19 protein-coding genes and 1 pseudogene are annotated in these 26,333 nt (G+C 64.7%); 10 read left to right on the top strand and 10 right to left on the bottom strand.

Annotated elements, in window-relative coordinates; genetic code table 11:
* Nucleotides 1–69: 69 nt before the first annotated feature.
* Together VQ044_RS10845 and VQ044_RS10840 are read left to right on the top strand one after the other, a co-directional pair.
* Nucleotides 70–1,227 carry a Fe(3+) ABC transporter substrate-binding protein gene (locus tag VQ044_RS10845; protein WP_331827668.1) on the top strand — a complete coding sequence of 386 codons (1,158 nt, stop codon included), beginning with the start codon at nucleotides 70–72 and terminating at the stop codon, nucleotides 1,225–1,227.
* A 182-nt stretch (nucleotides 1,228–1,409) separates the two neighbouring features.
* A complete protein-coding gene (locus VQ044_RS10840) occupies nucleotides 1,410–3,101 on the top strand; it encodes an ABC transporter permease (protein WP_327647204.1) in 1,692 nt (563 codons plus the stop codon).
* Between the two features lie 41 nt (nucleotides 3,102–3,142).
* Here the strand turns inward: VQ044_RS10840 and chrA are convergent, their stop codons facing one another.
* Nucleotides 3,143–4,552, bottom strand: coding sequence for a chromate efflux transporter (gene chrA, locus VQ044_RS10835; protein WP_327647205.1), 1,410 nt, complete (start codon nucleotides 4,550–4,552; stop codon nucleotides 3,143–3,145).
* Between the two features lie 142 nt (nucleotides 4,553–4,694).
* Nucleotides 4,695–6,647 (bottom strand): acetoacetate--CoA ligase, encoded by a 1,953-nt coding sequence (locus tag VQ044_RS10830; RefSeq protein WP_327647207.1) that lies wholly within the window; start codon nucleotides 6,645–6,647, stop codon nucleotides 4,695–4,697.
* Nucleotides 6,648–6,809: 162 nt separating this feature from the next.
* On the opposite strand from VQ044_RS10830, the gene VQ044_RS10825 reads away from it, so the two are divergent.
* Together VQ044_RS10825 and VQ044_RS10820 are read left to right on the top strand one after the other, a co-directional pair.
* Nucleotides 6,810–8,633 (top strand): AsmA family protein, encoded by a 1,824-nt coding sequence (locus VQ044_RS10825; RefSeq protein ID WP_327647208.1) that lies wholly within the window; start codon nucleotides 6,810–6,812, stop codon nucleotides 8,631–8,633.
* A 93-nt stretch (nucleotides 8,634–8,726) separates the two neighbouring features.
* Nucleotides 8,727–9,893 (top strand): hypothetical protein, encoded by a 1,167-nt coding sequence (locus tag VQ044_RS10820; protein ID WP_327647209.1) that lies wholly within the window; start codon nucleotides 8,727–8,729, stop codon nucleotides 9,891–9,893.
* A 6-nt stretch (nucleotides 9,894–9,899) separates the two neighbouring features.
* On the opposite strand, the gene VQ044_RS10815 is transcribed toward VQ044_RS10820, so the two are convergent.
* From VQ044_RS10815 to VQ044_RS10780, 8 genes are all read right to left on the bottom strand, one after another.
* On the bottom strand, nucleotides 9,900–10,718 hold the full coding sequence (locus VQ044_RS10815) for an ABC transporter permease (RefSeq protein ID WP_327625834.1): 819 nt from the start codon (nucleotides 10,716–10,718) through the stop codon (nucleotides 9,900–9,902).
* Complete coding sequence (locus tag VQ044_RS10810; protein ID WP_327625833.1) at nucleotides 10,718–11,656, bottom strand: ABC transporter permease subunit; 939 nt, start codon at nucleotides 11,654–11,656, stop codon at nucleotides 10,718–10,720. Before VQ044_RS10810 ends, VQ044_RS10815 begins: the two co-directional genes overlap by 1 nt.
* A 4-nt stretch (nucleotides 11,657–11,660) precedes the next feature.
* Complete coding sequence (locus VQ044_RS10805; RefSeq protein WP_327625832.1) at nucleotides 11,661–12,815, bottom strand: ABC transporter ATP-binding protein; 1,155 nt, start codon at nucleotides 12,813–12,815, stop codon at nucleotides 11,661–11,663.
* Nucleotides 12,816–12,873: 58 nt separating this feature from the next.
* Nucleotides 12,874–13,977, bottom strand: a complete 1,104-nt coding sequence (locus VQ044_RS10800; protein ID WP_327647210.1) for a polyamine ABC transporter substrate-binding protein — start codon at nucleotides 13,975–13,977, stop codon at nucleotides 12,874–12,876.
* Nucleotides 13,978–14,121: 144 nt separating this feature from the next.
* On the bottom strand, nucleotides 14,122–14,598 hold the full coding sequence (locus VQ044_RS10795; RefSeq protein WP_327647212.1) for a GNAT family N-acetyltransferase: 477 nt from the start codon (nucleotides 14,596–14,598) through the stop codon (nucleotides 14,122–14,124).
* A 490-nt stretch (nucleotides 14,599–15,088) separates the two neighbouring features.
* Nucleotides 15,089–15,883 (bottom strand): aspartyl/asparaginyl beta-hydroxylase domain-containing protein, encoded by a 795-nt coding sequence (locus VQ044_RS10790; protein WP_327647214.1) that lies wholly within the window; start codon nucleotides 15,881–15,883, stop codon nucleotides 15,089–15,091.
* A 119-nt stretch (nucleotides 15,884–16,002) separates the two neighbouring features.
* Nucleotides 16,003–17,424: a helix-turn-helix domain-containing protein gene (locus VQ044_RS10785; RefSeq protein WP_327647216.1), complete on the bottom strand. Its 1,422-nt coding sequence runs from the start codon at nucleotides 17,422–17,424 to the stop codon at nucleotides 16,003–16,005.
* Between the two features lie 88 nt (nucleotides 17,425–17,512).
* The gene (locus VQ044_RS10780; protein ID WP_327647218.1) at nucleotides 17,513–17,662 is read right to left on the bottom strand and encodes a hypothetical protein; all 150 of its coding nucleotides are present in this window, start codon (nucleotides 17,660–17,662) and stop codon (nucleotides 17,513–17,515) included.
* Nucleotides 17,663–18,053: 391 nt separating this feature from the next.
* Here VQ044_RS10780 and aceA point away from each other — a divergent pair.
* The 6 genes and pseudogenes from aceA to VQ044_RS10750 all read left to right on the top strand — a co-directional run bounded on the left by aceA (nucleotide 18,054) and on the right by VQ044_RS10750 (nucleotide 25,561).
* A pseudogene (aceA, locus tag VQ044_RS10775) lies at nucleotides 18,054–19,359 on the top strand (isocitrate lyase).
* Nucleotides 19,360–19,473: 114 nt separating this feature from the next.
* Nucleotides 19,474–19,734, top strand: a complete 261-nt coding sequence (locus tag VQ044_RS10770; RefSeq protein WP_253962678.1) for an SMc00767 family acetate metabolism repressor — start codon at nucleotides 19,474–19,476, stop codon at nucleotides 19,732–19,734.
* A 234-nt stretch (nucleotides 19,735–19,968) separates the two neighbouring features.
* Nucleotides 19,969–21,291: a phenylacetate--CoA ligase family protein gene (locus tag VQ044_RS10765; protein WP_327625824.1), complete on the top strand. Its 1,323-nt coding sequence runs from the start codon at nucleotides 19,969–19,971 to the stop codon at nucleotides 21,289–21,291.
* A gap of 193 nt (nucleotides 21,292–21,484) precedes the next feature.
* Nucleotides 21,485–22,588, top strand: a complete 1,104-nt coding sequence (locus VQ044_RS10760; RefSeq protein ID WP_327647220.1) for a hypothetical protein — start codon at nucleotides 21,485–21,487, stop codon at nucleotides 22,586–22,588.
* 256 nt (nucleotides 22,589–22,844) lie between these two features.
* Nucleotides 22,845–24,275: a glutamine synthetase family protein gene (locus tag VQ044_RS10755; protein ID WP_327625839.1), complete on the top strand. Its 1,431-nt coding sequence runs from the start codon at nucleotides 22,845–22,847 to the stop codon at nucleotides 24,273–24,275.
* Nucleotides 24,276–24,277: 2 nt separating this feature from the next.
* Entirely contained in the window at nucleotides 24,278–25,561 is a 1,284-nt protein-coding gene (locus VQ044_RS10750) for an NAD(P)/FAD-dependent oxidoreductase (RefSeq protein WP_327647222.1), read from the top strand.
* The last annotated feature ends 772 nt before the right edge of the window (nucleotides 25,562–26,333 follow it).

Genomic DNA, 26,333 nt, shown 5'->3' with positions numbered 1-26,333 from the left:
AGGATCTGCCCGTTCCGACCAGCCCAAGCCGCGTGAGGCGATCGCCTCCGCGGATCGAGGAGAGTTTTGATGACGAAGCGTTGTTTGCCGCGACTCGCGCGCGCCCTGACCCTGTCCGCCGGCTTCATCGCCGTGTCCTTCGCCGCGGCGACCGCCAACGCTGCGGACGTCAACATCTATACCGCGCGCCAGCCGGAGCTGATCCAGCCGTTGCTCGACGCCTTCACCGAGGAGACGGGCCTGACGACGGCGACGATCTTTCTCGACAAGGGTCTGGAAGAGCGCATCGCCGCCGAGGGGGCCAATTCCCCGGCCGATCTCATCATGACCGTCGACATCGGCCGGCTCGACGCCGCCAAGCAGGCCGGCGTGGTGCAGCCGGTGGACGACGCGGCGCTGGCTGAGAACATTCCGGCCGAATTCCGCGACGCCGGGAACGAATGGTTCGGGCTCACCGCCCGCGGCCGGGTCGTCTATGCCTCGAAGGAGCGGGTCGACGTAGACCAGATCACCTACAAGGACCTCGCCGATCCGAAGTGGAAGGGACGGCTGTGCGTGCGCTCGGGCCAGCACCCCTACAATGTCGCGCTGATCGCCGCCTATGTCGCCCATTACGGCGAGGACGCGGCGCGCGAATGGGCCGCCGGCCTGCGTGACAACCTGGCCCGCCGCCCCGAGGGTGGTGACCGCGACCAGGCCAAGGCGATCTTCGCCGGCGAATGCGACATCGCGCTCGGCAACACCTATTACGTCGGCAAGATGATGACCAACGACAAGGAGCCGGAGCAGAAGGATTGGGCCAACGCCATTAAGGTGATCATGCCGACCTTCGACAACGGCCTGACCCATGTGAACCTATCCGGCGTCGCGCTGGCCAAGAACGCGCCGAACAAGGACAACGCCCTGAAGTTGATGGAATTCCTGTCGGGCGACGAGGCGCAGCAGATCTATGCCGAGCTCAACTACGAATATCCGGTCAAGCCGGGCATCGCGACCTCCGAGCTGGTCACGTCCTTCGGCGACATGAAGCCGGACGACATGTCGCTCGCCGAGATCGCCAAATTCCGGGCCAAGGCATCCGAGATCGTNATCGCGACCTCCGAGCTGGTCACGTCCTTCGGCGACATGAAGCCGGACGACATGTCGCTCGCCGAGATCGCCAAATTCCGGGCCAAGGCATCCGAGATCGTCGACGAGGTTGGCTTCGACAACGGACCGCAGAGCTAAACGCGAAGCTAAAAACTCGTCACAACGAGCACCCGGCGCCCGGGCGGATTTCCGCTCCGGGCGCCGAGCCGTTTCATCGCCGGCGGCCGCCTGCTAAGCCCTGTGGCCAGTCGCGATCGATTCCGGTTTTGCCGGGCCGATCGCGTTTCGATCATTCATCGCAGGATTGACCTTCCCGCCGCATGTCAAACGCCGCGCCACTTTTAAAGCCGATCATCCGGAACCGCCTGCGTCTCAAGCGCGGGCGCGACCGAGGTTACCTCGTCGGCGCGACGGCGGTGGCGCTGACGGTGATCCTGCCGCTGGTCGCGCTGGCGTTCATCGCGCTGTCGGGAACATCGACCAACTGGCGGCATCTGGCCGAGACGATCCTTCCGGAGGCTAGTCGGATAACGCTGCTCCTGATGCTGGGAATCGCCCTCGTCGCCGGCTCGATCGGTGTGGTGACGGCCTGGCTCGTCGCCAGCTTCCAGTTTCCCGGAAGGCGGATTTTCGCCTGGGCGCTGGTGCTGCCGTTGGCGGTGCCGACCTATATCGCCGCCTACAGCGTCGTCGAGTTTCTACATTTCGCCGGCCCGGTGCAGACCGCGATCCGCGACATCTTCGGCTTTCAAAGCTCGCGGGAATACTGGTTCCCGGAGATCCGCTCGCTCGGCGGCGCGATCCTGATCCTGTCCTCGGTGCTCTACCCTTACATCTTTCTGACCGTGCGGCTGGTGTTCGTCATGCAGGGCCGCAAGGCCGGCGACGTGGCCCGCACCCTCGGCGCCTCGCGGGCCGCCGTGTTCGTCAAGATCCTGCTGCCGATGGCGCGGCCGGCGATCGCGATCGGCGTCGCGCTAGCGCTGATGGAAGCGGTCAACGACATCGGCGCGGTGGAGTTTCTCGGCGTCCGCACGCTGACCTTCGCCGTCTATTCGACCTGGCTCAACCGCGGCGATCTCTATGGTGCGACGCAGATCGCGCTGTTCATGCTCGCCGTCATCGTCTTCCTCGTCCTGGTCGAGCGCTTCGCCCGGCGTCAGCAGCGCTTCACCATTCATCGCGGTGACCGTCCGCAGGAAGGCCATGAGCCATTGCGCGGCTGGCGCGGCGCGCTCGCCGCCCTCGCCTGCGCCGTCCCCATCGCGGTCGGCTTCGGTATTCCGATTCTGGTCCTCGGCGGCTTCGCCTTGCGGCGGCTCGATCAACTGGCCGATCCACAGCTGTGGCGGGCGCTCCAGCATACCGTCGTCATCGCCACGGCGGCGGGGCTGGCGACTGTCGGCGCGGGTTTCGCGATGGCCTACGGCATCCGCCTCACCGGCAGCCGGCGGCTGGCGGCGCTGGTGCGGGTCGCCGCCCTCGGCTACGCGGTGCCGGGCACCGTGCTTGCCATCGGCATCCTGATCCCGCTCGCCGCCTTCGACAACGCCGTCGACGCCGTGATGCGCGACTGGTTCGGCATCTCGACCGGGCTGCTGCTATCGGGCTCGGGCTTTGCCATCGTCTATGCCTGTTTCGTGCGGTTCATGGCGATGGGCCACGGCGCCATCGAGAGCGGCTTTTCCAAGCTGTCGCCACATCTCGACATGGCCGCGCGCACGCTCGGACGCGGCCCCGGCGGGACGCTTCGGCAGATCCTGCTGCCGCTGATGCAGCCGGCGCTGCTGACCGCGTTCCTCCTGGTCTTCGTCGATGCGACCAAGGAACTGTCGGCGACGATCCTCCTGCGCCCCTTCGACTTCGAGACGCTGGCGACCTTCGTCTACGCGCAGACCTCGCGCGCGGCCTTCGAGGACGGCGCCTTGGCGGCGCTGATGATCGTCATGGTCGGGATCGTGCCGGTGGTGCTCTTGACCCGCTCGATCCTGAAGGAGACCGTGCGGGCGTGAGGGGGCGGCCGATCGGTGGCGTCGAGCCGCGCAGGTTGGTATTATCCAAGGCCGAACAGAAGATACCACGCGACACCCGCGACGGAGGATGCGGCGAGCACCTTGATCATCCCGATCCGAAAGCCAAGGACGGCAATGGCGGCGGTCAGCGAGAAGATGAGGGCCGGGCCGTTCACGCTGCTCCATACCGGCAGATCGATCGTCCCGCCCAGGAGGGATATCTCGCGCACCTTGCCGAACAGGACATGCAGGCCGAACCATACGGCGAGGTTGAGGATCACGCCGACGACGGCCGCGGTGACGGCGGCCAGCGCCGCCGAGAGCGCCCGGTTGCTCCGCAGCTTTTCGATGAACGGCGCGCCGAGGAAGATCCACAGGAAGCAGGGAACGAAGGTGACCCAGGTGGTCAGAAGGCCGCCCAACGTTCCCGCGACGAACGGATTCAGCCCTCCGGGGTCGCGAAAGGCGCCGAGGAAGCCGACGAACTGCGTCACCATGATCAGCGGCCCCGGCGTCGTCTCCGCGAGGCCTAATCCGTCGAGCATTTCGCCGGGCGCCAGCCAGCCATAACCGTCGACGGCCTGCTGGGCTACGTAGGCGAGAACCGCATAGGCGCCGCCGAAGGTCACGACCGCCATCTGTGAGAAGAACAGGGCGATGTCGGTGAAGACGTTGCCGGCGCCGAGGGTGAAAAAGAGCAAGGCGACCGGCGCGAGCCAGAGCGCCAGGAGCACGCCGGAAACGCGGATCGCCCAGGCCAGGCTCGGCCGGGCGTGAAGCGGAATCGTCTCGCCCAGCGCAGAGTCCGCATCGGCAAGCGGTGCTCCCTTGGACGTCCCGTGTCCTCCGCCAACGAGGAAGGAATGATGCCCGGCGCGACCGCCGGCATAGCCGATCGCGCCAGCCGACAGGATGATCAGCGGAAACGGTACGTCGAAGTAAAAAATCGCGACGAATGCCGCCATGGCGATGCCGAGCATCCACCGGTTCTTCAGCGCCCGCCTGCCGATCCTGACCACTGCCTCGATGACGATCGTCAGCACGGCCGCCTTCAGCCCGAAGAACAGCGCGCCGACGATACCGACATTGCCGAAGGCGGCGTAGACCCAGCTCAACGCCATGATGCTGACGAGGCCGGGCAGCACGAACAGCGTGCCGGCGACGAGGCCGCCTTTGGTCCCGTGCAGCAGCCAGCCGACATAGGTGGCCAGCTGCTGCGCCTCGGGACCCGGCAGAAGCATGCAATAGTTCAGCGCGTGCAGGAACCGGTTCTCGCCGATCCACCGCTTCTCCTCGACCAGAATGCGGTGCATCACGGCGATCTGCCCCGCGGGGCCGCCGAAGGAGAGCGCGGCGATGCGCGTCCAGACCCGTGTGGCCTCGGCGAAGGAAATGCCGTGGCCCTGCCCCAATGCCGGAGAAGGCGGCTCGCCGCGGAGACTGTCCATCATCTTATGTGTTCCGATCGGCGATTGGCGGGAAGCCGCCACTTTGAGCGCCGGGCTTCCATTGAGAGGCACAAGGGACGCTCTGGCACTTTGATTGTGCACCGGAATGATCCAAAAATCGGATTCCACTTTTTGATCCGATGCTCTAGCTCGCCAATTCCTCCCGTCCGGCGAAGTCGTCCAGCGCTTCTGGGTTGGCCAGCGCCTCCTTGTTCTTGACCTCCCGGCCCTCGACCACCTCGCGCACGGCGAGTTCGACGATTTTGCCGGACTTGGTCCGGGGAATGTCCGAAACCTCCAGGATTTTCGCCGGCACATGGCGCGGCGAGGCTCCGGCGCGGATCCCCGACTTGATGCGCTGGGTCAGTTCCTCGGTCAGCGCGACGCCATCGGCGAGCCGCACGAACAGGACGACGCGCACGTCGCCGTCCCAGGGCTGGCCGATGCAGATCGCCTCCTGCACCTCGTCCATCTGCTCGACGATGTTGTAGATCTCGGCAGTGCCGATCCTGACCCCTTGCGGGTTGAGCGTGGCGTCCGAGCGGCCGTGGATGATGATGCCGCCATGCTCGGTCCACTCGGCGAAGTCGCCATGACACCACACGCCCGGAAACTGGTCGAAATAGGCATTCTGGTAGCGCTCGCCGGTCGGATCGTTCCAGAAGCCGACCGGCATCGCGGGAAACGCCTCGGTGCAGACGAGATCGCCCTTTTCGCCGCGTACCGGCTGGCCCGCCGCGTCCCACACGTCGACCGCCATGCCGAGGCCCGGCCCCTGGATCTCGCCCTCATAGACGGGGCGCCATGGAACCCCGAGGACGAAGCAGGAGACAATGTCGGTGCCGCCCGAGACCGAGGCGAGATGCACGTCGGCCTTGATGCCCGCATAGACGTAGTCGAAGCTCTCCGGCGACAGCGGCGAGCCGGTCGAGGCCAGCATCTCGACCGCCGACAGATCGTGCGTGTCGATCGGCGTCAGCCCCTCCTTGCGGGCGGTATCGATGAATTTGGCACTGGTGCCGAAGAACGTCGCCTTCTCCTCCGCCATGTAGTCGAAGATGACGTTCGGGCCGGGGTGGAAGGGCGAGCCGTCATAGAGCAGCAGCGTCGCGCCGGTGGCGAGCGCCGAGACCAGCCAGTTCCACATCATCCAGCCGCAGGTAGTGAAATAGAACACCCGGGAACCCGGGCCGGCCCCGCAATGCAGGCGGTGCTCCTTCAGGTGCTGGAGCAGCGTGCCGCCGGCCGAGTGGACGATGCATTTGGGGATGCCCGTCGTGCCGGAGGAAAACAGGATGTAGAGCGGATGGGCGAAGGGCAGCCGCTCGAAGGCGATCGTCGCCGGCGCGAAAGGGGCGAGGAAGGCGCCGAGGGCGACGCCGTTGGTCACCTTGGACGCGACCGCTTCGGCCTGGCCGAGATAGGGAACGACGACGGTTCGCAAGGGCCGCAGTTCCGCGGTGATCGGGCCGAGCTTGTCGGCGATCTCGATGGCCTTGCCGGCGTAATAATAGCCGTCGACCGTCACGAACAGCTTCGGCTCGATCTGGCCGAAGCGATCGAGCACCCCGCGTTCGCCGAAATCCGGCGAGCAGGACGACCACACAGCACCGATCGACGCACAGGCGAGCATGGCCGCGATGGTTTCCGGCATGTTCGGCATCATCGCCGCGATCCGGTCGCCCGCAACGACGCCCTCGGCGCGAAAGGCCTGCGCCAGGCGCGAGACGAGGTCGGTGAGCTCAGCCCAAATCATCCGCCGCTGCACCTTGTCCTCGCCGCGAAAGACGATGGCGTCGGCGTCCGAAGGTCGGGCCAATAGGTTTTCCGCGAAGTTCAGCCGCGCGTCCGGGAAGAAGCGATCCTGGCGCATCGAATCACCCTCGGCGAGGATGGTGTCTCCCCGATCGCCGACGACGCCGCAAAAGTCCCAGACCGCCTCCCAGAACGCCGGCCTGTTGTCCACAGACCATTGATGCAGCGCCTCGTAGTCGGCGAAGTCGCGGCCCTCGCGCTCGCCGGCCATGACCGCGAACGCCGTCATCGGATGGCGCGCGACGCGCGCTTCGCCGGGTGTCCAGAGCAGTTTGCCGCCCATCGTCCATCCTCTTCGTGACCGCCCTTGCTGGTGCCATAGCGCTTCCTCGATGGCAACGATCAGCGCGGTATCGATCCTTGGCCCGATGGACCGCGACCAGGGCGGCCTTGGCTTTGCGCCGCGCCGGGGTCTAGAAGGGTCGGAGTTGAAGAAGGAAGCTTCGTGACGCGCATTTCTCCCCGGGACCGGCTCGAATCGCGGCCCGAACCCTCGGGCGAAAGACCCCGGTTCAAGCGCCTTTCGCGTATTGTGGCCGCGATCGCGATCCTGCTTGTCCTGATCGCGCTTGCGGCCACGCTTCCCGGCCTTGCGCTGGGTTCCGACGCGGCCCGTCAAGCCGTCATCGCCCGGCTGGAACGCATGACCGGCGAACCCGTCACCATCGAGGGTGACATTGCGTTCTCGCTGCTTCCCAGAACCCGGATGGTTCTGGACCGCGTGCGCATCGGAAGCGGGGGCTCGCTCACCGTCGGCCAGATCGTCGCCGATCTCGACGCCATGAGTGCGTTGACAGGGACGGCGAACATCTCGAGTCTGGTGCTGATCCGGCCCGACATCAAATTGGTGGCAGACCGGCCGGAGGCTGATGCGGCGCGGTCACAAAGCGACCCCAAGCCGCGGCAACTCGCCAAGATGCTCCTCGGTCGGATCGAGGGATTGCGGCGCATCGAGATCCGCGACGGGATCGTCCGCCCCCATCCGCGGATGCCCGGCGGAGACGTCAGCGATATCGACATGATCGTGGCTCGCGCGTCCGCCGGGGCCGCGCTGCGCCTGTCCGGTTCGTTCTTCTGGAATGGGCAGCCGGCGGATGTTGATATCGATATCGGCGCCCCGGACGCGCTCATGGCCGGCGGATCGAGCGACGTCGACATCAACCTGGCCTCGCCGCCCTTGTCCGCGAACTTCGACGGAACCGCGAGCCTCGACAGCAACGCCACGATCAACGGCAAGATCAAGCTGACGGCCGCTTCGCTGCGCAGCGGCATCGGGTGGTTTGCCGACCCCGACTTGCGAATACCGGATGTCGGGCCGTTTTCGCTGAACGGCGACTTGCTGCTCGCCGGCCTCCAGGCCAATCTGCAGCAGGCCGACATATCGATTGCCGGCAGCCAGGGGCATGGCGCGCTGGAGGCGAGTTTCGCCTCGGCGACGCCTGTCGTCGGGGGCACACTGGCCTTTGCGAGCCTCGACTTCAGCCCGTTTGCCCGTGCGGTCCTGCCGCTGCCCGACGATCCCTTCGACCTCAAACGGCCGATCGACATCGCATTCGCCAAGGCAGTGAAGCTCGATATCCGTCTGTCGGCCGCGCAGGCGAATGTGGGTCCGGTGCCGCTGACCGATGTCGCGGCGATCGTCAGGCTGGGCGAGGGTCGGGCTGAACTCGATATCGGCGACGCGGCCGTCTTCGGCGGCCGCAGCCAGGCCAACCTCGTCTTCGACGCCAATCCGGCGACGCCCTCAGCGGCAGGTCATCTTTCCGCCACCGGGGTCGATACCGCCAGCTTGCTGAAGGCCCTGAAGGTCGAAACGCTCGCCATGACCGGGCGCTCCAACCTTTCCGCCGACGTGACAGCCCCCTTCCGCGACTGGGCATCCATTCTTGGTGGCGCCCGTATCGACGCCGAATTTGTGTCACGCGACGGGACGATCCGCGGTTTTTCTCCAAAGGTTTTCGCCTCATCCGGGACGCGGCCACTCGCCGACGGTCTGACCGGGACCACGGTTCCCTACACGGCACTTGAGGCAAAAATCGCGACGGCCGGCGCCAACGTCCGTTTGAATGGCCTGACGATTGAAGGCGGCCCCGGCGTCCTCGCAGCCTCCGGAGACCTGTCGCTCGTCGATGGCGGCGTCGCCATCCGCGGGCGGTACGATTCCCAGGCGGCCAAGACCGCCTCCTCCCAAGCCGCGTTCACCACATCGAAACCGATTGCGTTCACCATCGGGGGCAAATGGCCCAACCCGGACGTGACGACGCAATAGGCTGACGATCCGGTCTGACACGTATCGAACGTGATGACCTGACGATCGATCGAGCTTGCCGCCGGCGTCCGACAATCGGATCGAAAACGTCGCATGTCTGGCAAATCCCTCACCGACGCTCTACACCGCGCCCGCCGCCGGATCGCGCCGATGCTCGCCGGAACGGTTGTGCTCGCCGGAGCGGTTGTGCTGACGGCGAGCGGGTGGGCGTTCGCCGCACCGCCAACGGCCGAGGCAAGCGCGGATCCGAGCGCATGCGTCGGCCGCTATCACGCAGCGCTCGTCGCGATCGGACAATCCGAATACCCGAAGATCAAGGCGGCCCGCACGATCGCTTTCAAGGGCGACGACAACTTGGCCGGGGCGTTGATTTTCGCGCCACTTTCCCGGCCCCGCAACTCAGATGAGATGGCGGCGCTGCGGCAGGCCACCGCCCAGGCCCGCGCCCGCGGCCGCGCCACCTGGCTCGCCAGTTCCGACAAGCGGTGGATCGCCGATCGGATCGTAACCGAGCTCGGCGAATATCTCACCCAGGACGAATCCCCCTATCTGTGCGGCGGCGTGCCCGACTATCTCGCCACGGTGCGGAGCTATGCGAGCCGCGTCGCCTCCGTGCCGGCGGAACCGGCCGAGTCCCTGACAATTCAGCGCGAGGCGGCCCGGCGCGCGATCCGCCAGGCTTACGCGGCGATGCTGCCGGTGCCGGTGCCACGTTTCGCTCCAACGGCGAGAGGCGACGACCTCATTGCCGGGCTTCGCCCCTCCAAGGGCGCCGAGCGTATGGCGGCGTTCCTCACCCCGGCCGCCCATTCGATCAGGAAGCGGGTTTACGGGCCGGAGATCGATCCCGATCTGCCGCCGCTCGCGATGGCCGAGGTAACGCCGCTGGCGAGCGACCGCGACCGACTCGCCGCGCTCGACGGCCTTGTCGCCGCTGCACGGGCCGGCGGATTCACGAGCCCGCCAAAACGCGACGTGGCGGCAACCGGCTCCGTCGGCGAAAAGCGCGATGCTGAAGACGCCCACGCGCGCCCGGTGCTGGCACGGCTGGCCGCGTTGAAATCCCTGGTTGTCGGCAAGCAGGCCGCGATCGGCGACCCGCTGGTCCGGCGCGCGCTCCTCGCGGCGTTCGCCGAGATCGAGGCGCTCGACTATCTCGCCCACCGTCCGACCGGCGGCGACCCGATGCTCGCGGCGATCGAAGCGACGCTTAGCGAGATCGAAGCCGCCCATGCGAAAGCCTGCGACTGCGCCGACTGACCAACATCAGCCGCCCGCGGCCAAACGCTCGTCCCGGCGTCTGCGTACCTCGCGGCGTTTGGTGACCAGCGCGGCGGCGATGACGCCCACGGCAACGACCGCGACGAGGAGCGTGCTGACGGCGTTGATTTTCGGCGTGACGCCGAGACGGACCTGGCTGTAGATCTTCATCGGCAGGGTCGTGGCGCCGGGTCCCGAGGTGAAGCTGGCAATGACCAGATCGTCCAGCGACAGCGTGAAGGCGAGCATCCAGCCGGCGGCGACGGCCGGCCAGATCACCGGCAGGGTGATCAGGAAGAACGCCTTCCAGGGCGGGCAGCCGAGATCCTGCGCCGCTTCCTCAAGGCTGCGGTCGAAGGTCACCAGCCGCGACTGGACGACCACGGCGACGAAGCACATGGAAAAGGTGACATGGGCGATCGTCACGGTCCAAAAGCCCCGGTCGAAATCGAGCGCCACGAACAACAGTAGTAGCGAAAGTCCGGTGATCACCTCCGGCATCACCAGCGGCGCATAGACCATGCCGGTGAACAGCAGCCGGCCGCGAAAATCGAAGAATCGCACCAGCGCCGTCGCAGCGAGGGTGCCGAGGATCGTCGCCAGGCTCGCCGACAGGAGCGCCACCCGAATGGTGACCCAGGCGGCGTCGAGGAGCGCCTGATCGTTCCACAATTCCCGGTACCAGACGGTCGAGAAGCCCGCCCAGACCGTGACCAGCCGCGAGGCGTTGAAGGAGTAGATGATCAAGAGGACGATCGGCAGATAGAGGAACGCGAAGCCGAGCACCACCGAGACGATATTGAACGGGCTCCAGCTCTTCGACATCAGGCGTTCCCGGTGGCTTTTGCCTGCGCCCGCTGAAACCAGACGATCGGCAGCACCAGGGCGAGCAAGAGGAGGATCGCCACCGCCGAGGACACCGGCCAGTCGCGGTTGGAGAAGAACTCGTTCCACAAGGTCTTGCCGATCATCAGCGTGCGCGAGCCGCCGAGAAGGTCCGGGATGACGAACTCGCCGACGGCCGGAATGAACACCAGCATGATGCCGGCGATGACGCCCGGTCGCGACAGTGGAAAGGTGATCGCCCAGAACGCCTTGACCGGCGGACAGCCGAGATCGTTGGCCGCCTCGACCAGGCGATGATCCATACGCTCCAGCGAGGCATAGATCGGCAGCACCATGAACGGCAGGTAGGAATAGACGATGCCGATATAGACGGCGAGGTTGGTGTTCATGATGACCAGCGGCGAGGAGATCAGGCCGAGCCACATCAGGAACTGGTTGAGCAGCCCGTCGGTCTTCAGGATGCCGATCCAGGCGTAGACCCGGATCAGGAAGCTCGTCCAGAACGGCAGGATCGTCAACAGCACCAGGATTGGCCGCAGGCCGCGTGGCGCCTTCGCCATGCCGTAAGCGAGCGGATAACCGACCAGCAACGTGACGGCGGTCGCGATGGCGGCGATCCTCAGGCTGGACAGATAGGAATTGATGTAGAGCGGATCGCCGGCCAGCCACCGGTAATTGTCCAGCGAGAACTGTCTTAGATTGCTCCAGAATTCGGGCAAGCTTTCCAGTGGAAAGGCCGGCAGATAGGGCGGCTGCGCCAGCGCGATCTGCGACAGCGAAATCTTGAAGACGATGAAGAACGGCGCCAGGAAGAAGACCAGCAGCCAGAGAAACGGGAGGCCGATGACCAGCTTGCGGTAGAGCCGGCCGGTCTTCTTCGGAAACGGCTTCGTCGCGGGTGCTGCCTCGGCCGCCATCGCTCTAATTGCCCAGCACGATGCCGGCGTCGGCCGGAAAGGTGAGCCACACCTCCTCGTCATAGCCGATCGGCTCGTCCGAGCCGCGCGCCGCGTTGAGCGTCGCGGTGCGGACGATGTCGCCGCTTGCCAGCTTGACGTTGAACAGGGTCATGTCGCCGAGATAAGCGATGTCCCAGACCTCGCCGCGAAGGGCATTGAGGCTCCGGTCGGCCGGCGCATGACGGGACAGGCGAAGCTTTTCCGGCCGGATCGCGAAATAGACCATCTCGCCGGGTGTCACGTCGAGGCTGCTTTCGGCTTCGATCGTCGCACCGGTCTTCGCTGCGATGCGGGTCAACCCGTTGCGGCTATGCTCGACCTCGCCTTCCATGATGTTCACGCTGCCAATGAAATCGGCGACGTAGCGTGTCGCCGGCGCCTCGTAGATGATCTCGGGCGTTGCGACCTGCACGATCTTGCCGTCGCGCATCACGGAAATGCGGTCGGCCATGGTCATCGCCTCCTCCTGATCGTGAGTAACGATCAGGAAGGTCAGATGCATCTCCTGCTGAAGGTCCATCAGCTCGAACTGGGTCTCCTCGCGCAGCTTCTTGTCGAGCGCGCCGAGCGGCTCGTCGAGCAGGAGCACCTTCGGCCGCTTGGCCAGCGAGCGGGCCAGCGCCACCCGCTGCTGCTGGCCACCCGAAAGCTGCTGCGGCTTGCGGCCGGCAAAGCCGTCGAGCTTGACCAGCTTCAGCATCTCGGCGACGCGGTCGTCCCGCTCCGACTTCGCCATGCCGTCCTGTTTCAGGCCAAAGGCGATGTTGGCGGCGACGTCCATATGCGGAAACAGCGCATAGCTCTGGAACATCATGTTCACCGGCCGGCGGTGCGGCGGCATGCCGATGAGGCTCTGGCCGTCGAGGCGGACATCGCCCTGGCTCGGTTCCTCGAAGCCCGCCATGATCCGCAGGAGCGTCGACTTGCCGCAGCCGGATGGCCCGAGCAGCGCGTGGAATTCGCGCCGGTAGATCGTCAGCGAGAGATCGTCGACCGCCTTGAATTCGCCGAACCGCTTGGTGACGCCGTCGAACTCGATCAGCGGCGTTGCGGACGGCTCGTTCCAGGGCTCGAAGCTGCGGCGAATATTGCCAAGGGATTTTTGCGCGCTCGCCATCACCGTCCGAACCAAAGCCTCATGTGCCCCCGGCGGCGAGCGCCGGGAGCGGCCATTATCACTGACCGGTGGTGACCGTCGTGAACGCGCGATTGACCAGACGCTGGGTCCCCGCGTCGTAGGCCTCCTTTGTATAGAGCTTGGCCAGGGTGTCGTCGTCGGGATAGACGGCCTTGTCGTTCAGAATGGCCGGATCGACGAACTCCTGACTAGCCTTGTTGCCATTGGCGTAGACGACGTAATTCGTCGCCTTGGCGATCACTTCGGGCCGCATCAGATAGTTGATGAAGATGTGGGCGTTGACGGGATGCGGCGCGTCGGCCGGAATCGCCAGCTGGTCGAACCACATGCGGGCGCCCTCCTTCGGGATCGAATACTTGATCTCGACCCCCTGCCCGGCTTCCGCCGCCCGGTCCCGCGCCTGGAAGATGTCGCCGGAATAGCCGTAGGCCACGCAAATATCGCCGTTAGCCAAGGCGTTGATATATTCCGAGGAATGGAATTTGCGCACATAAGGACGGACCTTGAGCAGTGCGTCTTCGGCAGCCTGAATATCCTCGGGCTTGGTCGAATCCGGATCGAGGCCGAGATAGTTCAGGGCGGCCGGGATCACTTCGGTCGCCCCGTCCAGCATCATGATGCCGCAATCGACAAGCTTCGCGGCATATTGCGGGTCGAAGATCAGGTCCCAAGAGTCGGTCGGCGCGTTCGGAAGGCGTTCATCAACCATTTTTTGGTTATACCCGATTCCCGTAGTCCCCCACATGTAATTAACTGAATAATCGTTTACCTTGTCATACTCGGCAACGCGTTCGGAAATGACATCCCACATATTGCCGAGATTGTTCAGCTTCGACTTGTCGAGCGGCTGCATCAACCCGGCCTCGATCTGGCGCACCAGAAACTCGGTCGATGGCACCACGACGTCATAGCCGCTGCCGCCGGCGAACAGTTTGGTGTCGAGAATGTCGTTGGAATCATAGACGTCGTAGACGACCTTGATCCCGGTCTCCTTGGTGAACTCTTCGAGAATCGAATCGTCGATATAGTCCGACCAATTGTAGACGTTGACGACCTTTTCCTCCTGTGCGGAGGCCGCGCCGATTCCGGCGGCGCCCATGGCAAGCACGGTCGCTCCGATCACTGCGATGGTTCGTCTCATCTGGTCCGACTCCCTATCCGAATTGAAAGACCGGTCATGCCGTCGGCAGGACCCGGTTCGCATCCTGATCGAGAGTTAAGAACATCGGCGAGCCGATTCCTAGAGGCTTGCATCGGGAGCAGCGGAAGAATTGCGGGGCAGCTATTATCGCCTCGCTCGCATCATGAACCGCGCATCCGCCCCATAGGCGCCGAGGGCGCCGGGTGGCAGCGTCTCGCTGGCATCACGAAAGCCGAAACGCGACCAGAACGGCACGGTGCCATAGACGGACACCAAGGTCGCGCAGCGATAGGAGGCGGCAAGTTCGAGAAGCTGTTCCACGACAACGCGCGAATGGCCGGTTTTGCGGGCTTCCGGCGCGACGACGACATCATGGATATAGAAGCAGGCGCCCGGCTCGGGCAAGACGCCGAGAACGCTGTCGAGCTTCGGCGGCGGACCGTCCAGCCAGGGATGACCGACGGCATAACCGGCAATCGGACCCTGCGCCCCGTCGGCGAGAACCAGGCAGCCGCGCGGGTAAAGCCGCAGGCGGTCATGGAATACGGCCGCGTCCTCCGGCAGGTCGGGATGGACACGCTCGGCCAAGACGACGACCTCGGCGAGATCGCCCGTGAGCATGGGCCGCCAGATGAGCTTCATCCGAGCATGGCAACGGAAACGCGCAAACTGGTGACGAACAGTGCGCGCGAGGCGTGGCGCAACGACAGCCAGCGCCTCACGCGTGATGCTTGGCGTACCAAGCAAGTACCAGGGCGGAGCCCAACATGAGGGCTGGCGCGCCGAAATATGCGAAAAGCTCGAAATTCGTCATCGGTCGAGCCTCCTCAAGAGCGATCGTCCCGCTGAATGTAGGAGATAACCTACGGCCAGGCAAATGAGCGAGCCCAGTAATCCTCCCGCCAAACTGACGACGGATGTCTGGAAGATGGCCGCAACGAGCGGAGCAACGCCGCCCGTGATGACAGTGCCGGCGGCCAGAATATTCAGGAAATTCGCGGTGAGCTTGAGACGCTCCCGATCACCCACGGTCATTGCGTTCCGAGACCTTCCCTAAAACCGTTCTCACATCGTCAATGACCGGATGGAAGGCCTCGATATTTGCTCGCCCTCACCGGTGTTTCTGGCCCTCCCCGTAGAACAGCTTTTCCCAGGCCTTGTGCGCCTTGTAGCCCTCGCGGATGAACGGCGTGAACACCGCCATGTTCAAAACCGCCTTGTTGGTCAGATTGGCCGGAAAGCGCGTCGGCTTCTCGAAGTCGACGAACAGAACCACCCGCACCTGATCGGAATGGTTCCAGGCCTCGTGCTCATAGGCGTCGTCGAAGATCAGCGCCTCGCCCTCGCGCCAGTGGCGTGTCTGATCGTCGATACGGATACCGACCTTGTCGGGCGCGTCCGGCACGATCAATCCCAGATGGAAGCGCAGCACACCGTTGTAGGGTCCACGATGCGGCGGCAAATGCTTGCCGGGCTCGAAGATCGAGAACATCGCCGATTTCAACCCCGGGATCTTTTGCAGGATCCGCCAGGTTTCCGGGCATTGCCGGATCGCCTCCTCCGACTTAATGCCGTACCCGCACAGGAAGAACGTCTTCCAGTTCTGGTCCGACGAGATCGAACGCACCTCGGAGGAGATTTCGTGAAAGGCGGGAAGCTCGCCCTTGCGCACCAGGATTGTGTCGAGCTCGGCGCGGATCAGCCGCCACTCCGCTTCAACCTCCCGCGCCCAGGGAAAATCGTCGGTGGGAAACACCGGCGGGTTGCCGACCGCCGAATGCTTGAGGTTGAGCTTTTCCGCGCCGTCGACGAGGCGCTGGACCGATCGGGCGACGAACCCGTCCCCTCCCATCGTGTCCTCGAGCCCTTCGGTCTTCTGTTGCTGCTGGCTGACGCTCTTGTCCATCGGTTCCTGCTTTGCATTCATCGGCCAGGGCCGCGATTCCGGTTCCGGCGGCCGACTTCGACAAGCCGCGTGACGATCGTGTGACCGCCCGACGTGGCTCGCAGGCATTTGGGCGCTTGCTACTGAAAATCAAACGCGCTCAGTCCGGTGACCATCTCATCGAGGCCGAGCGGCCGGGTCAGCGGCGGCTCGGCGCGGGCAAGGCAGCCCTGCCGTTCGCACAGCCGGCACGCCGGCCCGATCTTCGTCGCCACGGATTTCGAGCCGAGATGCCGGCCATAAACCGTCTCATCCTTGAAGCCGATGTCGCAGCCGATCAGGATCGCGGTCCGCCGGGGGCGTTCCTCGAAACCCGCCTGCAGGCCCTCCAGGGTTCGCGCGAACAGCAGAAACTCCGCACCGTCCGGCATTTCGGCGGTCTCGACCAAAATCTGCCCCGGCTGGGCGAAGGCGGCGTGGATCGGTAGCTTGGGACAGCCGCCGCCGAAACGCTGGACCGGAAAGCCCCGCGCGCCGGCGCGGCGGAAGCGATTGCCGGCATTGTCGACCTCCAGCATGAAGAAGGGCACCCCCGGCGCGCCCTGCCGCTGCAACATGGTCAGCCGGTTCGCCACCTGCTCGAACGAGACCTGGAAGCGCCCGCGCAGGACGTCGATGTCGTAGGCCGCGCGCTCGGCCGCGGACTGAAAGGCGCCGTAAGGCATCATCAGCGCGTGCGCGGCATAGCGCAAAAGCTCGAAACGGCCGAGCCGCCGGGCCTCGTCGCTGGAAAAGCCGAAGGTCTCGGTCTCGGTGGCGATGACGTCGCCGAATGCGAGCTGACAGGCCTCCAGGGCGGTCTCGCGAATACGGTCGGCCGGCGCCAGCCGCTCGGAGAGGAACAGCCGGCGAGAATGGCGGTCGAAGCGGCGGCGCCAGTTCGGCATGGTCTGCACCGGCAGCACGCGCACGGCGACGTCGTGCTCCTTGCGCATCCACGCTTTCAACGCGGCCATCAGATCGTCACCGGGAGAGAGAGCCTGATGAAAGCCTTCGGCCGCTGTCTCGATCGCCGCCAAATAGTTCGGCCGGGTTTCGAAGACCTCGCGCACCTCGTCGATCGGCAGCCGCGCGCCGGAAAGCCGCGTCTCGCGGCCCTCGCGCGCCAAAAGCTCGGACAGATCGGTGAGCCGTCCCTGCTGCTCGCGGTAGGCCCGATGCAGCTTGACGATGCCGGCGGCGGCGTTCGGAGCCGCGTCGGCGATCTCCAGAAGCTCCTGTTCGCCCGGCAATTCCCCCACCAGCAGCGGATCGGAGAAGACCGCCTTCAATTCGTTGACCGAACCCCGCGATTCACCGCTCTGAAGATCGCTCAGGTCGATGTCGTAGGATCCCGACAGGCGCAGGATGAGCTGCACCGTCAGCGGCCGCTGGTTGCGTTCGATGAGGTTGAGATAGGAGGGCGAAATGCCGAGCCCTTCGGCCATCGCCGTCTGGGTCAGGCCGAGTCCGTTGCGAATGCGCCGGATGCGCGGCCCGGCGAAGATCTTGTTCTCGGCCATCAGCGGCGGCCGTCGACAGACGGCGCGGCCCAGGCGCCGCCGGCCCTACAGTATCCGCTCCCTCGCCGACGCCGAAGCGCAGCGTGGCTCAGCCGCCGGTCCGCAGACCTCCGCCGCCCATACGCTTGACGCAGGCTGGGCCGGGACCGCGCATGTAATAGCGCTCGGGGTGATAGCTCGGCCGCAGCAAGCCGCGAACCACCTCGACGTAACGCACCAACACCGAAACCGTATTCATTTTCCGCTCCACCGGTCGATCGACCGTGTCTCGTGACAGAGTTGGAGGATCGCAGGAAAAGATTGAGATTCATGGAATCCGTGGCGAATTTATGTGGCGGTCGAGGAGCTTAGGGGCAGGAGGCGCGCAATTCCGAGGCCCCGTTGCGCGGCGGACACAGATGTAAGAGCCGCGCTGGAGGCACCGAGCCTGCCACCATAGCGCTATTACACTTTTTACAATTTTACAAGATCGCTTTGTGAAAGCTCTGACAAGACGACCAGAATTGCATTCATCCCGTGCAGATGCTTGTAGACGCGGATTTGCTACGGTGCGATCCCAATCGTTAGATGCTGTCAAGATCATGTCAAAGATCTCTATCGGCAGCGATCGAGCAAAGAGGACACTCGCAATGACTGATTTTTACAATCTCGTTCCGTCCGCTCCGGAAGGCCGTTTCGACGACATCACGCGGGATTACTCGGTCGAGGACGTGCAGCGCCTGCGCGGGTCGGTGCAGATCAAGTACACGCTCGCCGAGCGTGGCGCCAATCGGCTCTGGCAACTGATCCATTCGGATGACTTCGTCAATTCGCTCGGGGCGATGACCGGCAACCAGGCGATGCAGCAGGTGCGCGCCGGCCTCAAGGCGATCTATCTCTCCGGCTGGCAGGTCGCGGCCGATTCCAACACCGCCTTCCTCGATGTATCCCGATCAGTCGCTCTATCCGGCCAACGCCGCGCCGGAACTTTGCCGACGCATCAACCGCACCCTGCAACGCGCCGACCAGATCGAGCACGCCGAAGGCGAGATGTCGGTCGACACCTGGTTCGCGCCGATCGTCGCCGACGCGGAAGCTGGCTTCGGCGGCCCGCTCAACGCCTTCGAGATCATGAAGGCCTTCATCGAGGCGGGTGCCGCCGGCGTCCACTACGAGGACCAACTCGCCTCGGAAAAGAAGTGCGGCCATCTCGGCGGCAAGGTGCTGATCCCGACCAAGGCGCATATTCGTAACCTCTCCGCCGCGCGCCTTGCCGCCGACGTCATGGGCGTGCCCTCGCTGGTCATCGCCCGCACCGACGCCGAGGCCGCCAAGCTTCTCACCTCCGACATCGATGAGCGCGACCGGATGTTCGTCGATTACGACGCCGGCCGCACGGCTGAGGGCTTTTATCGGGTGAAGAATGGGCTCGAGCCCTGCATCGCCCGCGCCATCGCCTATGCGGACTATTCCGACCTGATCTGGTGCGAGACGTCCAAGCCCGATCTCGATCAGGCCCGGCGCTTCGCCGAAGCGGTGAAGAAAGAGCATCCGAACCAGATGCTGGCCTATAATTGCTCGCCCTCCTTCAACTGGAAGAAGCACCTCGACGACGCCACGATCGCCAAGTTCCAGCGCGAACTCGGGGCGATGGGCTACAAGTTCCAGTTCATCACGCTGGCCGGCTTCCATCAGCTGAACCACGGCATGTTCGAACTCGCCCGCGGCTACAAGGATCGGCAGATGGCGGCCTATTCGGAGCTGCAGGAGGCCGAATTCGCGTCGGAGGCGGACGGCTATACCGCCACCAAACACCAGCGCGAGGTTGGCACCGGCTATTTCGACGCCGTGTCGATGGCGATCAGCGGCGGACTGTCCTCGACGACCGCCATGGGCGAGTCGACCGAGAGCGACCAGTTCAAGCCGGTAACGCCGGTCCGCGAAGCCGCGGAATAAACATCAGACGGGCCGGATCGCCGTCGCCGGCATCCGGCCCCCTCCACCCAGAAGCTTGGATCATCGAAGGCTGGCCCGCCTGACCGGCAACCCGCCGAACCTTGGAGAAGAACGATGAGCGCAGTTGCAAACGACCAGGAACGCCCGCGGACCCGCGTCAAGGAGCGCGCCGAGGAGCAGTCGTCGGCCATGGACGACGCCCAGCAGACGGCGATCCGGATGCTGGCCAACGATCTGCACCGGCTGAATCAGTCGGTGATGAAGGCGGTCGAATCCGGCGTGTCGGTCGAGCTGGTCCGCTCCGCCCGCCACCACTCCGGCAACGGCAATTGGGGCGATCTCCTGATCCCGGTGGTCGTCAAGACGGAGGGGTGAGGTCAGACGGTTTTGCCGTCATGAGTGAGACCGGGCCGCGGCATGACTGCGGTCCGGCATCGCCTGCCTGACCCGATCTCCTTTTCTCTCCTCGACCGGCCGGCTATGCTTCGTGGCCCACAAGCCCGTGGCGGAGGACCGGATGCCCGACACGATACGGACGCGCCTGTTTTCTCAGCCGCGCCGGATGGCTGAATCCCAAGGCCAGCGGCTGGCGTGCCACGCCCCGGTGTCATGACCGGACCGATCGCCGAATTCATGGCGCTGATGGCCCGCTGCGAGCGCATGGCGCCCAGCCAATTGCGCCAGCATCAGCAATCGCTTCTCGCCGCGATGCTGGCCCAGGCACGCCGCGACGTTCCCGGTTATGCCACCCGCCTCGATCGCGTCTTTGCCGGGGACAGCGTCCGCTTCGAGCGCTGGTCGGAGCTTCCCGTCCTCACCCGTGACGAACTCCTCGGCAACGACAAGGAGCATTTCATGTCGCAGCGGGTGCCCGAGCACCTGAAGCCGCTGTCTTGGAGCACCACCTCCGGCACCAGCGGCCAGCCGCTGCTGGTCGCCAAGACCCGGCTGGCCCAACTCGTCTCCGCCTGCCTGAACGAACGCATGCTGCGCTGGCACAACCTCGATCCGCGCAAGCCCCTCGCGCTGATCTGCCATACGACGGACAAGGCCGCAGCCTATCCTGACGGTCGGCTGACCCATGGATGGGCGCTTTCCGCCCCCAAGGGGCCGCAGCACATCCTGGCGGTCGCCACGCCGATCTCCGAACAGATCGACTGGCTCCGCCGCCGCCGCCCCGCCTATCTCTCGGCCTATCCGAGCATCGCGGCCGAAATCGCGGCGACGCTCGGCGACGCCGGCCCGTCGCTCGGCATCGAAACGGTCCTGACCTATGGCGAGGCGCTGTCGCGCGATCAGCGCGCGACGATCGAGGCCGGCTTCGCGGCCAAGGTCGTCGATGCCTATTCAGCGCAGGAGATCGGTTTCATCGCGATCGAATGCCCCGCTTCGGGCGACTACCATATCCCGTCGGAAACCCTACTCGTCGAGATCGTCGACGATCGCGGCCGTCCTCTGCCGGCTGGCGAGATGGGCGACGTGCTGGTGACGCCGATCTACAACACGGTGATGCCGCTGATCCGCTATCGGATCGGCGATCACGGGAGGATGGCGAAGGGGCGCTGTGCGTGCGGGCGCACCCTGCCTCGGCTGAGCGCCATCGGCGGCCGCTCGCGCGATCTGTTCCGTTTCAGCGATGGCAGCACGCGTTTCGCCAATCTCCATACCGGCACATTGCGCGCCTGCGTGCCCTATCGGCAATTCCAACTCGTCCAGCATTCTCCCACTCGCGTCGAGCTGATCTTCATTCCCGCCGACGCTGGCGCCGAAGTCGACACGGCAGGGCTACAGGAGTTGGCGCGTCGCGACCTGTTTCCCGACGTGACCATTTTCGCCACACCCGTCGCCGACATTCCACGCACTGCGGGCCACAAATTCCAGCGTACCGTTTCCCTCTCAACGTCAACGGCTGGGAACGAAAAACAACCGTGATGCATCCACGCATTTATAAAACAATCTTATAATAATAGCCGCACAGTAATCCTGTTGCATAGGAGCAACTGCAATGGAAAGGCGGCCGTCTGGACGGATAATTCTGTTGCTTGACTCGCTATACGCCGACAACCTGCAATTCATGCCGCAGGGGAATTCGATGAGGAAGCGGCGAGTGAGGGGCACGAAGATTATGGCAAAAAACCCAACCTACGCATTGGCGGCAACGACGGTGTTGGCAGGAATTCTGGCAGCTGAGCCGGCCTTCGCCCATCATTTCAGCGGCTTCGATGCGGACACCAACGAGATCTTCACATATTTCGACATCGGCTATGTCGAGGGGCCAAGCATCACCGTGAATGGATTTGCCTTCGAGTTTCCGACGGGAACGCTGCGAAACCCGCTCGAATCCTTTGAGGTCGACACGAATGGCATGCGCGCGGCCGCGGGGATCGACCTCGGTCCCTTATTCGGCGATGCCTTCGGTGGATTGGGTCGCTCCGTCCTACACAGCTTGGTTCTCGAAGCCGAAATCATCGACGTCGAAGGGCGCGCCTCGTTTACCGGAAACGAGCGGGTCCGGCTTGCCAATTTCGGCGTGCCTGGGGTGGGTGAAAATCCCGGCTTCTTCGTCGGCTGGCCGACGGACTACAAGTCCCGCGCCGAGATCGGGGGCACCCAGTGGGGAACGAAGCTGGAAGCCGTCTTCAATCCCTTCGCGACCTTCGGCAAGGGGCTGCCCGGCGACCCGGACGCGCTGGCCTTCAGTTTCGTCGCCGGACTCCACTACAGCTATACGGATACCGAGATCGGCCATTCGGCGAAATTCAGGACGCCGATCTTTCCCAATCCCCGGACGATGGTCCAATACTACAGTACGATCGAGGAGCATGCCTTTACCCCCTACGCGGGAATCGTGGTCAACGGCGCGGTGAATCTCGATCCGATTCGGGTGACCTACGACTTCGGCGGACGCATCGGCCCCTCTTTCGTGAACGCGGATCTGCGCGACAGTCTTTTCGCCACCGGACTGGCCAACGTGAAACAGCACATCGCGGTCGAGACCGACGAAACGCTGACTTATGGTTCGCTGTCGGGCAGTATCGGCGTCGAAAACGGTCCGGTTCGGCTGGCGCTGACGGGCAATGCCGATTACGGAAAATTCCGCGATACGGAACTGTTCCGCCGCGACACGGTCCAGGTCTCTCCCGGCAATTTCCAGGCTGTGCCGACCGAGATCAGGCTGCAGGAGGAGTGGACCTACGGATTCGGCGTGAAGATTTCCACGCGGTTCTAGATGCGGTCGATGGGCACGGACTGACAAGGCGACCGCCGCGGGCCTTGCCGCCCGCGATGGTCGGTCCGTCGCGCACCTTCCCACGTCTGCGCCGCAAGGTTATGCTGAACGCCCCAGCCGCATGGCGCCGAAGGACTGCATGGCCGATACCTCCAGCACAAAACCACCGCGTAGCGGCGTTCCCGCGCGCATCGATCGCCACAAGACGAAAGCCAAATCGGGCGGCAACGAGGCCAGTCCGATTCGCGGCCCGAAGATGCCGGTCAAGCGCGACCTCGGTCCGCTGCATTTGGCGCCCGACGAGCACCCCGCCTTTCTGCAAAGCAAGCGTGGGGTTGCGTCGATGTCCGAGGCCGGCGACTGGCTCCGCGCCCGCGGCATCGACGATCTGGAATGCATCACGCCCGACCTCGCCGGGGTTGCCCGCGGCAAGATGATGCCGGCGAAGAAATTCGTCGCCAACACCTCGCTCGCCCTGCCCTCGGCCCTGTTCATGCACACCATCTCCGGCGAATATCCGGAAGAGAGTGGCGAGTTTCGCTATTCGCCCAATGACGGCGACCTGAAGCTGGTCCCGGATCTGTCGACGCTGTCGCTGGTTCCCTGGGAGAGCGACCCGACCGCGCAGGTGATCTGCGATCTCGTCGACCAGAGCGGCGCGGCCGTCGCCTATACGCCGCGCAACGTGCTGAAACGGGTCATGGCGCTCTACGAGGCGCGCGGCTGGAAGCCGGTGGTAGCACCCGAAATCGAGTTCTACCTGGTTTCCAAGAATGTCGACCCCGACTATCCGCTGGTGCCGCCGATCGGCCGCTCCGGCCGCCAGATCCAGAGCGGGCAGTCCTACTCCATCGCCGGCGTCAACGAATTCGACGAGCTCATCGACGACATCTACGACTTCTCCGACGCGCAGGGGTTGGAGATCGACACGCTGATCCACGAGGAGGGCGCCGCCCAGCTCGAGATCAATCTGCGCCATGGCGATCCGCTCGAGCTCGCCGATCAGGTGTTCATGTTCAAGCGCACCATCCGCGAGGCGGCGCTCGGCCAGGACATCTACGCCACCTTCATGGCCAAGCCGATCCAGGGTCAGCCGGGCTCCGCTATGCACATCCACCAGTCGGTGATCGACCGCGCGACCGGCCGCAACGTGTTTTCGAACGCGGACGGCTCGGCATCGGAGCTGTTCTTTTCCTTCATCGGCGGGATGCAGCAATACGTCCCCTGCGCGCTGATCATGATGGCGCCCTACGTCAATTCCTACCGCCGCCTAACCTACGGCATGAGCGCGCCGACCAACAATGCCTGGGGCTACGACAACCGCACGACGGCGTTTCGCGTCCCGACCTCGGACCCGGCCGGGCGGCGGGTCGAGAACCGGCTGCCCTCCTCCGACGCCAATCCCTATCTCGCCCTCGCGGCCTCGCTCGCCTGCGGCTATCTCGGCATGGTCAAGGGACTTCGGCCCGACGAGCCGACGGACCGCACGGTCAACGAGGGCGGCGGCATCTCACTGCCGCGCGGCCTGCTCGAAGCCGTCGCCGCCTTCGAGGCGGAGGAGGCGTTCCACGAGGTGTTCAGCCGCGAATTCGTCGGCACCTATGCCGGCATCAAGCGCGGCGAACACGAAACCTTCATGCAGGTGATCAGCCCTTGGGAACGCGAGTTCCTGCTTTTGCAGGTCTGAGCGTGGATGCCTATCAGTCTCCGATTGCGCCGGGTCGCTCATGGTACGAGGACAGCGTCGCACGGCCAGCCTATCCGAGCTTGAGCGAAAGCCTCGCCGTGGACGTCCTGGTCGTCGGCGGCGGCTTCACGGGCTTGTCGGCAGCCTTTCATCTGGCACGTAGCGGCGTTCGCGTCGCCGTTCTCGAGGCGCATCGCTTCGGCGACGGAGCCTCCGGCCGCAATGGCGGCCAGATCGGCACCGGCCAACGGCTGGCGCCGTCGGAGATCGAGGCGACTTACGGCTTCGAACGGTCGAAGACCCTGTTCGACCTCGCCGAGGCGGCAAAGGCGCATCTCATCGATTTCGTCGCGGCCAACGGCATCGACGTCGACTATCGCCCCGGCCAGTTATCTGTCGTCCACAAGCGCCGCTATCTCGACGAGTACCGCGCCGAGGTCGACGAGTTGGCGACCCGCTACGACTACCCGTACATGCGCTACATGGACGCCGAGGAGACCGCCGAGCGGCTGGGCTCGCGCCGCTATTTCGGCGGCATCCGCGACACCGGCACCGGCCACATCAACCCGATGAAACTGGTCGTTGGCAGCGCCCGCGTCGCCGCCGAAGCCGGAGCACTGCTGTTCGAGGGAACCAAGGTCGAGCGACTGGAACGCCGCGGCGGCAAGGTCGTAGCAACGACGGCCGCCGGCACCGTGACCGCCGAGCGCGCGCTGATCGCCACCAACGCCTATGGCACGGGGCTGCATCGCGCGATCGACGCCCATGTGATGCCGATCGGCTCGTTTATCGGGGCCACCGAACCGCTCGCCGCCCCCGACGCCATTTTGCCGGGCGGCGAGGCCTGCAACGATTCACGCTTCGTCGTGCGCTATTTCCGCAAGAGCCGCGACGGCCGGCTGCTGTTCGGGGGCCGCGAAGCCTATACGTCGGCGACCGGCGATATCGCGCGGCACATCGTCAAGCAGATCGCCGAAGTCTATCCGCAGATGGCCGATGTCCGCCTCACCCATGCCTGGGGTGGCACCGTCGGCATTACGATGCAACGGCTGCCCTATGTCCGGACCCTGGAGCCGGGCATCACCACCATCGGCGGCTTTTCCGGCCATGGCGTGATGCTGGCGAATTTCGCCGGCCGGCTCTATGCCGAGCGGGTGACGGGCAAGCAGGACCGGCTCGCCGAATTCGAAGCGCTACGGATTCCGGCGTTTCCGGGCGGCCGGCATGTCCGCGCGCCGCTGCTGTTCCTGGCGATGACCTGGTTTTCGCTGCGCGACCGGATCTGACGCCCCGGGCAGCTTGAAAAGCCGTTCCACGGCGGCAGGTTCGTTGCCCGATCCGGGACCGGATCGTCTCCGCTGATTGGGCATGTCCTTCATGGACAAATGACCGCGTGGCGGAAGGCTGTTTCTGCTACACTGCGGAGGCAGCCGAGCCGATGAGGGCTCGCTTCTCAATCAGCGGGGAAAAGGTCGATGAAGGAAAGCAAGGGAAAGTCGAAGAAGGAGCAGGCGCCGAAGCCGAACGCCTCCCAGCCCAGTCAGAAGGGAAATATCGCAACGCCGCCCAAACCGAAGAAGTAGTCAGCTTCCACGCGTCTACCGAATAGTCCCATGGACACCCTCGCGGGCAATCCACGCGCAGCCGTCGATCCTCGGCTGCGCATGGCTTGCATCGACACAGACGTCACGGTCGCGCACCGAGCGTCATCATAACCGTTGTCTATGCCGACGTTTCTGCAGCGCGCGGCGGCGCCGTATTCATTCAGAATACCGGCCTGATTGTCGTTTCAAAGTGGGAATGGTGCACCCGACAGGATCCGAACCTCTGTCGCCAGATTCGTAGTCTGGTTCAGGCCTTTACGAGATAGGCGTTACAGTCGTTTATGTCGCGTTCATGTTGCGTTGGTGTCAGGCTAGGAATGCGCGTTAGAGCGTCAGGCGATTAATCTGCAACATAGCCAGCGACCTTGAGGTAGTTCCAACATTCTTCGGGCTCGAACAGGTCGCAGATGTTGCCGACTGCACGCCAGAGATCGTCGAGGGTTCGCGCGGCGGC

Source organism: Aurantimonas sp. C2-5-R2 (assembly GCF_036549495.1).
Lineage (GTDB): Bacteria > Pseudomonadota > Alphaproteobacteria > Rhizobiales > Rhizobiaceae > Aurantimonas > Aurantimonas coralicida_A.
This window is presented reverse-complemented; position numbering and strand designations above follow the sequence as displayed.

Excerpts from the sequence above, each read along its gene's own strand:
- VQ044_RS10805 (WP_327625832.1), bottom strand. The coding sequence starts at position 12,815 with ATGGCGAGCGCGCAAAAATCCCTTGGCAATATTCGCCGCAGCTTCGAG.
- VQ044_RS10810 (WP_327625833.1), bottom strand. The coding sequence starts at position 11,656 with ATGGCGGCCGAGGCAGCACCCGCGACGAAGCCGTTTCCGAAGAAGACC.
- VQ044_RS10780 (WP_327647218.1), bottom strand. The coding sequence starts at position 17,662 with ATGAATACGGTTTCGGTGTTGGTGCGTTACGTCGAGGTGGTTCGCGGC.
- VQ044_RS10755 (WP_327625839.1), top strand. The coding sequence starts at position 22,845 with ATGCCGGTCAAGCGCGACCTCGGTCCGCTGCATTTGGCGCCCGACGAG.
- VQ044_RS10820 (WP_327647209.1), top strand. The coding sequence starts at position 8,727 with ATGTCTGGCAAATCCCTCACCGACGCTCTACACCGCGCCCGCCGCCGG.
- VQ044_RS10795 (WP_327647212.1), bottom strand. The coding sequence starts at position 14,598 with ATGCTCACGGGCGATCTCGCCGAGGTCGTCGTCTTGGCCGAGCGTGTC.
- VQ044_RS10830 (WP_327647207.1), bottom strand. The coding sequence starts at position 6,647 with ATGGGCGGCAAACTGCTCTGGACACCCGGCGAAGCGCGCGTCGCGCGC.
- VQ044_RS10790 (WP_327647214.1), bottom strand. The coding sequence starts at position 15,883 with ATGGACAAGAGCGTCAGCCAGCAGCAACAGAAGACCGAAGGGCTCGAG.
- VQ044_RS10840 (WP_327647204.1), top strand. The coding sequence starts at position 1,410 with ATGTCAAACGCCGCGCCACTTTTAAAGCCGATCATCCGGAACCGCCTG.
- chrA (WP_327647205.1), bottom strand. The coding sequence starts at position 4,552 with ATGATGGACAGTCTCCGCGGCGAGCCGCCTTCTCCGGCATTGGGGCAG.
- VQ044_RS10770 (WP_253962678.1), top strand. The coding sequence starts at position 19,474 with ATGAGCGCAGTTGCAAACGACCAGGAACGCCCGCGGACCCGCGTCAAG.
- VQ044_RS10760 (WP_327647220.1), top strand. The coding sequence starts at position 21,485 with ATGGCAAAAAACCCAACCTACGCATTGGCGGCAACGACGGTGTTGGCA.
- VQ044_RS10800 (WP_327647210.1), bottom strand. The coding sequence starts at position 13,977 with ATGAGACGAACCATCGCAGTGATCGGAGCGACCGTGCTTGCCATGGGC.
- VQ044_RS10815 (WP_327625834.1), bottom strand. The coding sequence starts at position 10,718 with ATGTCGAAGAGCTGGAGCCCGTTCAATATCGTCTCGGTGGTGCTCGGC.
- VQ044_RS10785 (WP_327647216.1), bottom strand. The coding sequence starts at position 17,424 with ATGGCCGAGAACAAGATCTTCGCCGGGCCGCGCATCCGGCGCATTCGC.
- VQ044_RS10765 (WP_327625824.1), top strand. The coding sequence starts at position 19,969 with ATGACCGGACCGATCGCCGAATTCATGGCGCTGATGGCCCGCTGCGAG.